This window comes from Streptomyces sp. MUSC 14 (genome assembly GCF_001866675.1).
Lineage (GTDB): Bacteria > Actinomycetota > Actinomycetes > Streptomycetales > Streptomycetaceae > Streptomyces.
Map to the genome: position 1 here is coordinate 131,697 of NZ_MLYN01000008.1, position 13,187 is coordinate 144,883.

The window sequence follows — 13,187 nt, forward strand, 5'->3', positions numbered from 1 at the left end:
CCACAGATCCGGTGTGATGGTCGTACCGCCGACCGGGCGAGGTGTGGGGCGGGACGGACGACGGCCGACCCCCGTACGGCCCTGCGCCGTCCCGCCCCGGTCCGCCGGCCCGGGGTTCACGCGGTGCGCGGGAGGCGGTGCCGGCGGCCCCGCCCGGTATCGGACTCGGCACCCGCGCCGTCGTGGCCGGCCCGGTCCGCGGGGCGGGCGGCGCGGCGGGCCCGGGCGACGGAGCGGGCCAGGCGCTCCTCCTCGGCCGTGCGGAGCAGCTGGGCGGAGCGCATCTTGTGGTACTCGATCTCGATCATGACGTGTCCCTCGGTGCGGGCTCGGCGAGCGTCGAAGGCTCGGTGAGCGTCGGTGTCGTGCCTCGCGTTCTGCGATGCCTCCACCTTCGTCCGCGAGGGGGGTGCGCCACATCGGGAGGGTTCCGCATCTTGGTGCCCGCCCGCGGCCCGCACGCACGCGTAAGGGGCCTCAGGGCGCCCGTAAGGTACTCACGGATTCCCTAAGGCCCCTGGGACCTGCGGTTTCTCAGCCCGCCGAGGGCAGGGCCAGCAGTGCGTCGGAGTACTTCAGGACGGCCAGGACCAGGCCGATGACACCGAGCGAGACACCCGCCCAGGCGACCGACTTGATCCAGGGCGTCTGGGGGCGGCCCGGAGTGCCGAACGCCGGACGGACGAGCACGACCACGCCGGTGAGCAGCGCGGCCAGCGCGAACACTCCGGCCCACAGCGCGGTGCTGTGCCAGGCGTCGCCGTAGACCGCCTTGATCTGCTTGGCGACGGTCGCCGTGGAGGAGGTCTGCAGCTGGCCGACGAGCTGCTGGCGGGCACCGGCGACGGTGCCGATCCAGCCGCCGCTGAGCGAGACCAGGCCCAGCGCGGCGGAGACGACGGCACCGGCGCCCTGGCCGACACCCGAGGGCACCTTGGCCTCCGGCTCGCCGTCCGCCTCCGGCTCGCCGTCCTCGTCGAGGTCCTCCCCCGGGCCCGCTTCAAGGTCCCGGTCCGCCTCCTGCTCCGGGTGTTCGTCGCCGGATCCCGTCCGCGCGGTCTCCTCGACGGCGGTCGCGTCCTGCGCCGCGGTCTCGGCGTCACTGTGCGCCGCGGCGCCTTCCTTCGTCTTCGTTGCCATGCCCGGCACCGTACGGACGCTGTCTGAGAGGTCTCTTAATGATCGTTCCGCCCGGTACGCGCGCGTGCCGCACGCCACTCGGGGGCGAGCACCGACCAGATCTCGGTACTGGTGCGCACGCCCCGGTGCGGGTAGTTCTCGCGGAGCACGCCCTCACGGGACATGCCGAGCCGCCGGGCCACACCGATGCTGGGCTCGTTGACCGAGGAGACGTGCCACTCCACGCGGTGCATGCCGCGCTCCTCGAACGCCCAGTCCAGCAGCACCCTCAGCCCCCGGGTGACCAGTCCGCGCCCGGCCGCCGCCGGCTCCAGCCAGCAGCCGGCCTCGCACACGCCGCTCGGGGTGTCCCACACGCGGAACAGCAGCCCGCCCACGAGCATGCCGTCGAGCCAGATGCCGTGCAGACTCCCGCCGTCGACGGCCCGCTTGTCGGCGTACGCCTTCAGCCACGCACGCGCGCCGTCCAGGTCGGACACCACGTCCGGCAGACCGACGTGCCGGCCGATGAACTCCCGCCCCCGGTCGATGTTCGCGAGGACCTCCTCGGCGTGCCACACCTCCAGGGGCCGCAGCTCGGCTCCGTCATCGCCCAGGGATGTCGCGTACATCGTGTTCCTGTTCCTCACTCAGCTCCGCCATCGAGACGTCCCCGAGCCTCTCATGTCCGCCGCGGCACTCCGGCGGCTCGATGCTGATGCGCGGCAGGCGACGCTCCAGCCAGGCGGGCAGCCACCAGTTGGCGGCGCCGAGCAGGTGCATCAGGGCGGGCACGAGCAGGGTGCGCAGTACGAAGGCGTCGAGGGCGACGGCGGCGGCCAGCGCGATGCCGAACATGGCGATGACCCGGTCGCCGCTGAGCACGAAGGCGAGGAAGACCGAGATCATGATGACCGCGGCGGAGTTGATGACCCGGCTGGTCTCGGCGAGGCCCACGCGGACCGCGCGCCGGTTGTCGCCGGTCTCCAGCCACTCCTCGTACATCCGGCTGACCAGGAAGACCTGGTAGTCCATGGAGAGGCCGAAGAGGACCGAGACCATGATCACGGGCAGGAAGGGCTCGATGGGCCCGGCCCGGCCGAGGCCGAGCAGTTCGCTGCCCCAGCCCCACTGGAAGACGGCGACGACAATGCCGAACGCGGCGGCCACGGCGGCGATGTTCATCGCGGCGGCCTTCGCCGGGATGCCGAGCGAGCGGAAGGCGACCAGCAGCAGGAGGCAGCCGAGTCCGACGACCGCGCCGACGAACACCGGGAGTTTGCCGACGATCACATCCGCGAAGTCGTCGTATCCGGCGGTCACTCCGCCGACCTGGACGTCGAGGGAGGTGCCGGCCTCCGCGCGGGGCAGGACGTGGTCCCGCAGCCGGTCCACGAGGGCGCTGGTGTCCTGCGACTGCGGCGCGGAGGCGGGGACGACCGTCAGGTAGGCGGTCTCGCCGCCGGCGCCGTAGACGACCGGGGTGGCGGAGGCGACGCCGGGGGTGGCGCGCAGGGTGTCGTCGAGGTTGTCCAGGGCGAGTTTCCCGGCGGCTCCGTCGACCCGGGTCACCAGCGTGAGCGGCCCGTTCACGCCCGGTCCGAAGCCCTCGGCGAGCAGGTCGTAGGCCTTGCGGGTGGTGGAGGTGCGCGGGTCGTTGCCCTGGTCGGAGGTGCCGAGGTGCAGCGAGAGGGTGGGCAGGGCGAGGACGGCGATGACGGCGACGGCGAGCGCGCCGAGCAGTCGGGGGTGGCGTTCGACCAGCGCCGACCAGCGGGCGGCGAGTCCCGTGGGCAGCTCCGGGCGCGGTCCGTGCGCGGCGAGCCGGCGCCGCTCGCGGCGGCCGAGGGCGCGCGGGCCGATGTACGACAGCAGGGCGGGCAGCAGCGTGACCGAGGCGGCGACGGTGAGCACGACCGTCAACGAGGCGGCGACGGCGACCCCGTTGAGGAAGCCGAGACGCAGGATCAGCATGCCCAGCAGGGCGATGCACACCGTCGCACCCGCGAACACGACGGCCCGTCCGGTGGTGGCCACGGCGTTCACGGCGGCCTCGGTGACGCTCAGCCCGCGTTTCAGGCCGCGCCGGTGTCTGGTCACGATGAACAGCGCGTAGTCGATGCCGACGCCGAGCCCGATCAGCATGGCGAGCATGGGCGCGAAGTCGGCGACGGTCATGGCGTGTCCGAGCAGCCCTATGCCGGCGTACGCGGTGCCGACGCCGACCAGCGCGGTGGCGATGGGCAGGGCCGAGGCGGCGAGCGAGCCGAAGGCGAGGAACAGCACGACGGCGGCGACGAGCACGCCGACCAGCTCGGCGGTGTGCTCGCGCGGGGACGCGGTGAGTCCGATCGCGTCGCCGCCCAGCTCGACCTGGAGCCCGTCGTGCGCGGCGGCCTTGGCGGTGCTCACCACGGCCTGCGCCTCGGACTTGCCGATCTGCTCGGAGGGCTGCGTGAAGGTGACGGTCGCGTAGGCGGTGCGGCCGTCGGCGCTGATCCGGTGGCCGCCCTGGGGGCCGTACGGGCCGGACACGGAGGCCACGCCGGGCAGGGCGGCGATCCGGTCGAGGGTGCGGGTCATGGTCTGCTCGACCCCCGGGGCGCGGACGGTACCGCCGCCGGTGTGCCAGACGACGGTGTCGCTGTCCCCGCCCAGCCGCGGAAAACCCTCCTTGAGCAGGTGCTCCGCCCGGCCGGACTCGGTGCCCGGGACCTCGTAGTTGTTCGAGTACGACGTCCCGGCGACGGCGGCGGCCGCACTCACCCCGCCGAAGGCGAGCAGCCACAGCAGCACGGTGATCAACCGGTGCCGGACACACCAACGGGCGAGGTCTGCCACGGACGTGCTCCCAGAATCGCGATGTGTGGATCTTTGACCGGGAACCATCGTCCATGAACTGAACAGCCCGCAAAGAACGGATGAGCAAGCGCAGGACACTCTTGCAGGCGAATGTGATCGTTTGCCGTGTTCGTGGGCTTCTTCACACGAGTGGGAGGCAGCTCACAAACAGTCCCTTGAACTCTGTCGCTTTACCGGGCACTTACATCGGTCTTCAGTGGGACTGGTCCCCCAGCGCCATGACCATCGTCCCGGCGATCATCAGCCCCAGCGCTCTGCGGGTACGGCCCTTGGCCCCGAGCGCGGCGGCGAGGGCGCACACGGCGGCCCCGAGGCCGTAGTCGGCGGGAACGCGGGCGGAGGCGGCGCCGGTGAGCTTGAACAGGGAGGCGGCGAGCCCGGCGAGGGTCAGCAGCACACCGGTGCCGACGGCCAGCCAGCGGGCCCGGCGGGCGTCCTCGACAGGGTCCGCCCGGTCCTCCGCTTCGGTTATGGCGGGTTCGGTGTCGGAGTCGGTACGTGTGCTCATGGCGGGCGAGCGTAGTGCCTGCGTCCGGCACGCAGGCGTGCGGCCCCGGAGGACATGCCTCCGGGGCCGCACGGAACGCGGCATCAGCCCTCGCTGACGCCCAGCTTCTCCAGGATCAGCTCCTTGACGCGGGCCGCGTCGGCCTGCCCCCGGGTGGCCTTCATGACGGCGCCGACCAGGGCGCCGGCCGCGGCCACCTTGCCGCCACGGATCTTGTCCGCGACGCCGGGGTTGCCGGCGATGGCCTCCTCGACGGCGGCGGTCAGCGCGCCCTCGTCCGAGACGACCTTCAGACCGCGCTTGTCGACGACCTCGTCCGGGGTGCCCTCGCCCGCGAGGACGCCCTCGATGACCTGCCGGGCCAGCTTGTCGTTCAGGTCGCCCTTCGAGACGAGCTCGGTGACCCTGGCCACCTGCTGCGGCGTGATGGCCAGCTCGTCCAGGGACGTGCCGGACTCGTTGGCGCTGCGCGCCAGTTCGCCCATCCACCACTTGCGGGCGGAGGCCGCGTCGGCACCGGCGTCGATCGTGGCGACGATCGCGTCCAGCGCACCGGCGTTGAGGATCGCCTGCATCTCGGTGGCCGTGATGCCCCACTCGGCGAGCAGCCGGGTACGGCGGGCCAGCGGCATCTCGGGCAGGGCCGCGCGGATCCCCTCGACCCACTCGCGCGAGGGGGCCACCGGCACCAGGTCCGGCTCGGGGAAGTACCGGTAGTCCTCGGCCTCCTCCTTCACGCGGCCCGAGGTCGTGGACCCGGTGTCCTCGTGGAAGTGGCGGGTCTCCTGGACGATCGTGCCGCCGCCGGAGAGCACGGCCGCGTGACGCATGATCTCGAAGCGGGCCGCACGCTCCACGGAGCGCAGCGAGTTGACGTTCTTCGTCTCGGAGCGCGTGCCGAACTTCTCGGTGCCGTTCGGGCGCAGCGACAGGTTCACGTCGCAGCGCATCTGGCCCATCTCCATGCGGGCCTCGGACACGCCGAGGGCACGGATGACCTCGCGCAGCTCGCGGACGTACGCCTTCGCCACCTCGGGGGCGCGCTCACCGGCGCCCTCGATCGGCTTGGTGACGATCTCGATGAGCGGGATGCCCGCGCGGTTGTAGTCCAGCAGCGAGTGCGAGGCGCCGTGGATACGACCGGTCGCGCCGCCCACGTGGGTCGACTTGCCGGTGTCCTCCTCCATGTGCGCGCGCTCGATCTCCACGCGGAAGGACTCGCCGTCCTCCAGCTGCACGTCGAGGTAGCCGTTGAAGGCGATCGGCTCGTCGTACTGGGAGGTCTGGAAGTTCTTCGGCATGTCCGGATAGAAGTAGTTCTTCCGGGCGAAGCGGCACCACTCGGCGATCTCGCAGTTCAGCGCGAGGCCGATCTTGATGGCGGACTCGACGCCGGTCGCGTTGACGACCGGGAGCGCGCCGGGCAGGCCGAGGCAGGTCGGGCAGGTCTGCGAGTTGGGCTCGGCGCCCAGCTCGGTCGAACAGCCGCAGAACATCTTGGTCCTGGTGCCGAGTTCGACATGGACCTCAAGGCCCATGACGGGGTCGTACGACGCCAGCGCGTCCTCGTACGACACCAGGTCGGTCGTGGTGGTCACGGTGAAAACTTCCCTCTCAGCCCAGCAGGACGTCGTCGTCGCCCAGCCGCTTCAGCTCGCGGTAGAGGATGGCGAGGCCGGTGACGATCGCGACGGCGGACACGGTGGCGTCGATGAGGCGCAGCGTGTCGTGCTCGGCACGCGCCTTCTTGATCTGCTTGCAGACACCGATCGCGCCGAACGCGGTGGTGCCCATCGACAGATACGTACCGGACTTCGACTTCTTGAAGCCCTTGGCCTTGGACAGTGCGTTGCTCACAGCGACGGAGCCTCCTCCAGCAGCGGGTGTCCCCACTTTTCCACGAAGGCGGCCTCGACGGCGGCGCCCACCTTGTACAGCCGGTCGTCCTGCAGCGCGGGGGCGATGATCTGCAGGCCCACCGGGAGGTTGTCCTCCGGGGCGAGGCCGCAGGGCAGGGACATGGCCGCGTTGCCCGCCAGGTTGGTCGGGATGGTGCACAGGTCCGCGAGGTACATCGCCATCGGGTCGTCGGCGCGCTCGCCGATCGCGAAGGCGGTGGTCGGGGTCGTCGGGGAGACGATCACGTCGACCTGCTCGAAGGCCTTCTCGAAGTCCCGCGTGATGAGCGTGCGGACCTTCTGGGCGGAGCCGTAGTACGCGTCGTAGTAGCCGGAGCTCAGGGCGTACGTGCCGAGCATGATGCGGCGCTTGACCTCGGGGCCGAAGCCCGCCTCACGGGTGAGGGAGGTGACCTCCTCGGCCGAGTGGCCGCCGTCGTCGCCGGTCCGCAGGCCGTAGCGCAGGCCGTCGAAGCGGGCGAGGTTGGAGGAACACTCGGACGGCGCGATCAGGTAGTACGCCGACAGGGCGAGGTCGAAGGACGGGCAGTCCAGCTCGACGATCTCGGCGCCCAGCTCCTTCAGCAGCTCGACGGACTCGTCGAAGCGCTGGATGACGCCGGCCTGGTAGCCCTCGCCGCGGAACTGCTTGACCACGCCGACGCGCATGCCCTGCACCGAGCCGTTGCGGGCGGCCTCGACGACCGCCGGGACCGGGGCGTCGACGGAGGTGGAGTCCAGCGGGTCGTGCCCCGCGATGACCTCGTGCAGCAGGGCCGCGTCCAGGACCGTACGGGCGCAGGGTCCGCCCTGGTCGAGGGAGGACGAGAAGGCGACCATGCCGAACCGCGACACCGCGCCGTACGTCGGCTTCACGCCGACCGTGCCGGTGACGGAGGCCGGCTGGCGGATGGAGCCGCCGGTGTCGGTGCCGATGGCGAGCGGGGCCTCGAAGGCGGCGAGCGCGGCGGAGGAACCGCCGCCGGAGCCGCCGGGGATCTTGGTGAGGTCCCACGGGTTGCCGGTCGGGCCGTAGGCGCTGTTCTCGGTGGAGGACCCCATGGCGAACTCGTCCATGTTGGTCTTGCCGAGGATGACGACGCCGGCGGCCTTGAGGCGCTTGGTGAGCGTCGCGTCGTACGGCGGGATCCAGCCCTCCAGGATCTTCGAGCCGGCGGTCGTGGGCACGCCCTCGGTGGTGAAGATGTCCTTGAGCGCGAGCGGGACGCCGGCCAGCGGGCCGAGCTTCTCGCCGCGGGCCCGCTTCGCGTCCACGGCGCGGGCCTGGGCGAGGGCGCCCTCGCGGTCGACGTGCAGGAAGGCGTGCACCTTCTCGTCGACGGCCTCGATGCGGGCGAGGTGGGCCTCGGTGACCTCGACGGCCGTCAGTTCGCCGGAGGCGATCTTCTCGGCGGTCTGTGCGGCCGTGAGCTTGATGATGGTGCTGTCCGTCATGATCGTCACTCCTCCCCCAGGATCTGCGGCACCTTGAAACGCTGCTGCTCCTGGGCCGGGGCGCCGGAGAGCGCCTGCTCGGGGGTGAGCGAGGGACGGACCTCGTCCGCGCGCATGACGTTCGTCAGCGGGAGCGGGTGCGAGGTCGGCGGTACGTCTTGGTCGGCGACCTCGCTGACGCGGGCCACCGCGCCGATGATGTCGTCCAGCTGTCCCGCGAAGTGGTCGAGTTCTTCGGGCTTCAGCTCCAGACGCGCCAGCCGGGCGAGGTGGGCGACCTCCTCGCGCGTGATGCCAGGCATGCAGCGATCCTCTGGGGTGAGTGTGTGTGGTTCGGGGCTGGGGGCTGGCGTCGCGCTTCCGCCGTCCGCCCGGAGCGCGGCAGGCGGAAATGTGACGCCAGTCCCCAATCCTATGGGGCGGGGGGCGGTGCCCGTGAAACGGTTTCCCGGGCCCTGGTTGTCGGCGGTGCCGGCCGTCCCGTACCCCTGGACTTCCGGCAGGCTCTGATCAGTACCACGACCGCGGTGCCGAAACGGATCCCGAACACGACGGCTGTCGTGCCGCCGCCGCGCCGCGAGCACCCCACGGCGGCGGGACCCCACGGCGGCGGGCGGGAAGGTCACTCGGCGCTGGGGAGTGCCGCCCGCGGCCGCTGCCATCCCCGAGAGCCCCGCGCCAGCAGCCAGGCCGTGGTCTCCTCGGGCGGCATCGCGGCGGCGACCAGCCAGCCCTGCACCGCGTCGCACCCCATGTCCCGCAGCCGCTCCCAGGTCTCGTCGTCCTCCACGCCCTCGGCGACGACGAGCAGCCCCAGCGAGTGCGCCAGATCGACCGTGCAGCGCACGATCTCCGCGTCCTCGGTGTCGACGGCCAGCCGGGCCACGAAGGAGCGGTCGATCTTCAGCTCGCTCACCGGCAGCCGCCGCAGATGCACCAGCGAGGAGTATCCGGTGCCGAAGTCGTCCAGCGACATCTTCACGCCGTGCCCGGTGAGCCCGGCGAGGGTGTCGGCGGCGCGCTGCGGGTCCTCCAGCAGGACGTGCTCGGTGATCTCCAGCTGGAGCGCGCCCGCGGGGACCCCGTGCCGGGCCAGGCGCGCCGCGACCGAGCCGGCGAAGCCGGGCGTGTGCACATCGCGCGGGGAGACGTTCACGGCCACCGGCACCCGCAGCCCCTGGGCCCGCCAGCGGGCGACCTGCCCGAGCGCGGTCTCCAGCACGTATTCCGTGAGATGGGGCATCAGCCCCGAGGACTCCGCGATCGCTATGAACTCGTCCGGCGGCACCTTCCCGCGCTCGGGGTGCACCCAGCGCACCAGCGCCTCCAGGCCGGCGACCTGGCCGTCGAAGCGGACCTTGGGCTGGTAGTGCAGCTGCACCTCGTGCGCGTCCAGCGCCCGGCGCAGATCGCCCAGCAGGCCGAGGCGGTCGGGAGTGTTGGAGTCCCGCTTGGACTCGTAGACCTCGACGCCCGTACGGTCGCGCTTCGCCTGGTACATCGCCACGTCCGCGCGGCGCAGCAGTCCCTCGGCGTCCAGGGCGTGGTCGGGGAAGACGGCGACGCCCGCGCTGGCCTCCAGGACGAGGGTGAGGCCGTCGAGGTCGAGCGGGGAGCTGAGGGCGGCGACGAGGCCGCGGGCGATGCGGGTGGCCGACGTGGTGGAGTCGGCGACGGGCAGTAAGACCGCGAACTCGTCGCCGCCGAGCCGCGCGGCCTCCGCTCCGCGCGGCAGGGCGAGCCGCAGCCGGTCGGCTATCTGGAGCAGCAGCCGGTCACCGGCGAGATGACCGAGGGTGTCGTTGACCGACCGGAAGCGGTCGAGGTCGATCAGCATGAGGGCGGAGCGGGCGCCGATGCGTTCGGCGTCGTCGAGGGCGGTCCAGATCCGCTCCAGCAGCCACTGCCGGTTCGGCAGCCCGGTCAGCGGGTCGCGCAACTGCTCCTCGGCCCGCGCGCGGGCCATCCACAGGGTGGAGTCGAGGGCGATGAGCGGTATCGCGAACAGCGGCAGCAGGATCGGCTGGGCGTCGGCGACGACACACAGCAGGGGCGCGATGCCGAGCAGCGCGACGGCGAGAAGGCCCTGCCGGACGAGGGACGCCCGGTCGACGGTGGGCACCTTGCCGTCACGCGGCGCGTGCAGGTACCACAACAGGCCGCGGCTGACCACGAGGTAGACACCGGCGACGAGGACGACCTCCGGCGCGGTGGCGATGCTCCAGCTCTCCGGCCGCCAGGGAGCCTCGACGCTGGGGACCCGGCCGAACGCGCCGAGGAGCAGTGCACCGGCGCCGATGCCGAGGAGGTCCACCGCGCCGTGCAGGACGCCCTGGCGCCAGCGGTGGCGGCGGGCGATGCCGACCAGGACGACGACGGTGAGGCTGACCATGCCGGCGGGCACCCAGCCGTAGAGCAGCAGGACGGCGAGGGTGAGGGCGGCGCCGGAGCCGGTGCCGCCCCACCAGCGGGCGCGGCCCAGCATGACGAGGTGGCCGACGATGACGCCGGTGAGCAGGGCCAGCGACCAGCCGACGGTGCCGCCCGGGAAGAGGGCGTGGTGACCGGCGAAGGCACGGTAGAAGCCGGCGGCCAGGACGAGGGCGGCGCCGGCCACGAGGGCCGCGGGCAGGCCGGGCCAGGGCAGGCGCCGGCCCGGCCCGGGGTCGGTTCCGGTCCCGCCCGGGCCGGTCAGGCCGCGGGCCGGTTCGACGGCGGTCACGGGTATCGGCGGATGGGCCTCGGCGACGGCGCCCGGCCCGGCCCGGCGGACCCGGCCCGCCGCACGCCCGTCCGCCCGTCCCGCCCACCGGGTCCCCCGCCAGGCGCCCGCGCGACGGCGCAGACGCAGCCGTGAGTCCGGGGCGACGCTCTCGGTCGGTTCCATTCCCGTCCCTCTCACACCCGGCGGTGCCCACGCCACGCGGCCCGATGTCCGACACCCATCAGCGGCTCCGCGTTGAAGAAACGTTCCCCGCGCCTTGGGAGCGCACGGGAATGCCCCGACCGCAGCTGGGCACGGCAGGCGCACACCTCAACAGTAGGCCGCTGAAGGCTTCCACGGGCACCGGTCGTCGACGGTTGCCCGAATGCGCCCAGGCCACCCGTATGCATCTGATATGCGCCGATCGGGTGGCCTTCAACCGCTACTCCTCGGTCGGAAGCGCGACTTCGGCCGCGGCATCCGGGCCCTGCGCCAAAAGGACGGCGAAACCGTCCTCGTTCAGGACCGGAACCTTCAATTGCATGGCCTTGTCGTACTTCGAGCCGGGATTGTCACCCACAACGACGAACGAGGTCTTCTTCGATACGGATCCGGTCACTTTCGCGCCCTGGCTCTGCAGCGCGTCCTTGGCGCCGTCCCGCGTGAAGTTCTCCAGGGTTCCGGTGACGACGACGGTGAGCCCCTCCAGCGGGCGCGGGCCCTCGTCCTCGCCGCTGGACTGGTCCTCCAGCGGGATCCCGGCGGCCTTCCACTTGCGGACGATCTCGCGGTGCCACTCCTCGGCGAACCATTCCTTGAGCGCGGTCGCGATGATGGGGCCGACGCCGTCGGTGGCCGCCAGCTCTTCTTCGCTGGCTTGTTCGATACGGTCGATGGAGCGGAACTCTCGGGCGAGGGCCTGAGCGGCCACCGGTCCGACGTGCCGGATGGAGAGTCCGTTGAGGAATCTCGCGAGCGGGCGCTGCTTGGCCGCCTCGATGTTCTCCAGCAGGGCGAGGGTGTTCTTCTTCGGCTCGCCCTTCTGGTTGGCGAAGACCGTGACGACCTTCTCCTCGCCCGTCCTGGGGTCCCGCTTGGGCAGACCGCTGTCGGGGTCGAGGACATGGGCCTTGATGGGCAGCAGCTTGTCCACCGTCAGGTCGAACACGTCGCCCTCGTCCACCAGCGGCGGGTCGGCCGGCTCCAGCGGGCGGGTGAGCGCGGCGGCGGCCACCGCGCCGAAGCCCTCGATGTCCAGGCACTCGCGGCCCGCGAGGTAGGTCACGCGCTCGCGCAACTGGGCCGGGCACGTACGGGCGTTGGGGCAGCGGAGGTCGATGTCGCCCTCCTTCATGGGCCGCAGCGGCGTGCCGCACTCGGGGCACTCGGCAGGCATCACGAACTCCCGCTCGCTGCCGTCCCGCAGGTCGACCACCGGGCCGAGGATCTCCGGGATGACGTCACCGGCCTTGCGGATGACGACCGTGTCCCCGATGAGGACGCCCTTGGCCTTGACGACCTCCTGGTTGTGCAGGGTGGCGAACTCGACCTCACTGCCCGCGACCGTGACCGGCTCCACCTGGGCGTACGGCGTGACGCGCCCGGTGCGGCCGACGCCCACCTTGATGTCGATGAGCTTGGTGTTGACCTCTTCCGGCGCGTACTTGTACGCGATCGCCCAGCGCGGCGCCCGCGCGGTGGAGCCGAGGCGGCCCTGGAGGCGGATCTCGTCCAGCTTGACGACGGCGCCGTCGATCTCGTGCTCCACCGAGTGGCGCATCTCGCCGTCGTAGCGGGCGATGAACTGCCGTACGCCGTCGAGGTCGTCGACCACCCGGTTGTGCGGCGAGGTGGGCAGGCCCCAGGTCTTCAGCAGGTCGTACGCCTGGGACAGCCGGGTCATGCCCGTGAAGCCCTCCAGGGCGCCGATGCCGTGGACGACCATGTGCAGCGGGCGGGTGGCGGTGACGCGCGGGTCCTTCTGGCGCAGCGAACCGGCGGCGGCGTTGCGGGGGTTGGCGAAGGGCTTGTCACCGGCGGCGACCAGGCGTTCGTTCAGCTCCAGGAACTTCTCCATCGGGAAGTAGACCTCGCCGCGGATCTCCACCAGGTCCGGGACTTCTTCGCCGTGCAGCCGGTCCGGGATCTCGGCGATCGTACGGACGTTGGGCGTGATGTCCTCGCCGGTGCGGCCGTCGCCGCGGGTCGCCGCGCGCGTGAGGCGGCCGTGCTCGTACGTGAGGTTGACCGCGAGGCCGTCGACCTTCAGCTCGCACAGGAAGTGGTATTCCTGGTCGCCGAGTTCGCGAGCGATGCGGTCGGCCCAGGCGGCCAGTTCCTCGTCGTTGAAGGTGTTGTCGAGGGAGAGCATGCGCTGGCGGTGCTCGACCGCCGTGAACTCCGTCTCGTACGACCCCGCGACCTTCTGGGTCGGCGAGTCCGGGGTGCGCAGCTCCGGATACCGATCCTCCAGGGCCTCCAGGGACTTCAGGAGCTGGTCGAACTCCGCGTCGCTGACGACCGGCGCGTCCTTCACGTAGTACCGGAAGCGGTGCTCCTCGATCTGCTCAGCGAGCTGCGCGTGCTTGTCCCGTGCCTCGGCGGGCACTGCCGTCTCCGCCTGCTGCTTGTCGCCGGCCAC

The 13,187-nt window shown here is 71.9% G+C and carries 11 protein-coding genes; all 11 read right to left on the reverse strand.

The features are described 5' to 3' along the window. Positions 1-116: 116 nt before the first annotated feature. The 11 genes from BIV25_RS04175 to ligA all read right to left on the reverse strand — a co-directional run bounded on the left by BIV25_RS04175 (position 117) and on the right by ligA (position 13,187). Positions 117-308 (reverse strand): hypothetical protein, encoded by a 192-nt coding sequence (locus BIV25_RS04175; protein ID WP_071370811.1) that lies wholly within the window; start codon positions 306-308, stop codon positions 117-119. A gap of 226 nt (positions 309-534) precedes the next feature. After that, on the reverse strand, positions 535-1,140 hold the full coding sequence (locus tag BIV25_RS04180; RefSeq protein WP_071370744.1) for a hypothetical protein: 606 nt from the start codon (positions 1,138-1,140) through the stop codon (positions 535-537). Positions 1,141-1,175: 35 nt separating this feature from the next. Next, the gene (locus BIV25_RS04185; RefSeq protein WP_071370745.1) at positions 1,176-1,751 is read right to left on the reverse strand and encodes a GNAT family N-acetyltransferase; all 576 of its coding nucleotides are present in this window, start codon (positions 1,749-1,751) and stop codon (positions 1,176-1,178) included. Further along, positions 1,726-3,960, reverse strand: coding sequence for an MMPL family transporter (locus BIV25_RS04190; protein WP_071370746.1), 2,235 nt, complete (start codon positions 3,958-3,960; stop codon positions 1,726-1,728). Before BIV25_RS04190 ends, BIV25_RS04185 begins: the two co-directional genes overlap by 26 nt. A gap of 214 nt (positions 3,961-4,174) precedes the next feature. Beyond that, positions 4,175-4,489 carry a hypothetical protein gene (locus BIV25_RS04195; RefSeq protein WP_071370747.1) on the reverse strand — a complete coding sequence of 105 codons (315 nt, stop codon included), beginning with the start codon at positions 4,487-4,489 and terminating at the stop codon, positions 4,175-4,177. A gap of 83 nt (positions 4,490-4,572) precedes the next feature. Beyond that, a complete protein-coding gene (gatB, locus tag BIV25_RS04200; protein WP_071370748.1) occupies positions 4,573-6,087 on the reverse strand; it encodes an Asp-tRNA(Asn)/Glu-tRNA(Gln) amidotransferase subunit GatB in 1,515 nt (504 codons plus the stop codon). A 16-nt stretch (positions 6,088-6,103) separates the two neighbouring features. Further along, positions 6,104-6,346: a hypothetical protein gene (locus BIV25_RS04205; protein ID WP_071370749.1), complete on the reverse strand. Its 243-nt coding sequence runs from the start codon at positions 6,344-6,346 to the stop codon at positions 6,104-6,106. Beyond that, a complete protein-coding gene (gene gatA / locus BIV25_RS04210) occupies positions 6,343-7,842 on the reverse strand; it encodes an Asp-tRNA(Asn)/Glu-tRNA(Gln) amidotransferase subunit GatA (protein WP_071370812.1) in 1,500 nt (499 codons plus the stop codon). Before gatA ends, BIV25_RS04205 begins: the two co-directional genes overlap by 4 nt. Positions 7,843-7,847: 5 nt before the next feature. Then, positions 7,848-8,144: an Asp-tRNA(Asn)/Glu-tRNA(Gln) amidotransferase subunit GatC gene (gene gatC / locus BIV25_RS04215; RefSeq protein WP_006130840.1), complete on the reverse strand. Its 297-nt coding sequence runs from the start codon at positions 8,142-8,144 to the stop codon at positions 7,848-7,850. 320 nt (positions 8,145-8,464) lie between these two features. Then, complete coding sequence (locus BIV25_RS04220; RefSeq protein WP_071370750.1) at positions 8,465-10,729, reverse strand: bifunctional diguanylate cyclase/phosphodiesterase; 2,265 nt, start codon at positions 10,727-10,729, stop codon at positions 8,465-8,467. Between the two features lie 259 nt (positions 10,730-10,988). Beyond that, a complete protein-coding gene (gene ligA, locus BIV25_RS04225; protein ID WP_071370751.1) occupies positions 10,989-13,187 on the reverse strand; it encodes an NAD-dependent DNA ligase LigA in 2,199 nt (732 codons plus the stop codon).

Excerpts from the sequence above, each read along its gene's own strand:
- BIV25_RS04185 (WP_071370745.1), bottom strand. The coding sequence starts at position 1,751 with ATGTACGCGACATCCCTGGGCGATGACGGAGCCGAGCTGCGGCCCCTG.
- BIV25_RS04180 (WP_071370744.1), bottom strand. The coding sequence starts at position 1,140 with ATGGCAACGAAGACGAAGGAAGGCGCCGCGGCGCACAGTGACGCCGAG.
- BIV25_RS04220 (WP_071370750.1), bottom strand. The coding sequence starts at position 10,729 with ATGGAACCGACCGAGAGCGTCGCCCCGGACTCACGGCTGCGTCTGCGC.
- BIV25_RS04195 (WP_071370747.1), bottom strand. The coding sequence starts at position 4,489 with ATGAGCACACGTACCGACTCCGACACCGAACCCGCCATAACCGAAGCG.
- gatC (WP_006130840.1), bottom strand. The coding sequence starts at position 8,144 with ATGCCTGGCATCACGCGCGAGGAGGTCGCCCACCTCGCCCGGCTGGCG.
- gatA (WP_071370812.1), bottom strand. The coding sequence starts at position 7,842 with ATGACGGACAGCACCATCATCAAGCTCACGGCCGCACAGACCGCCGAG.
- BIV25_RS04175 (WP_071370811.1), bottom strand. The coding sequence starts at position 308 with ATGATCGAGATCGAGTACCACAAGATGCGCTCCGCCCAGCTGCTCCGC.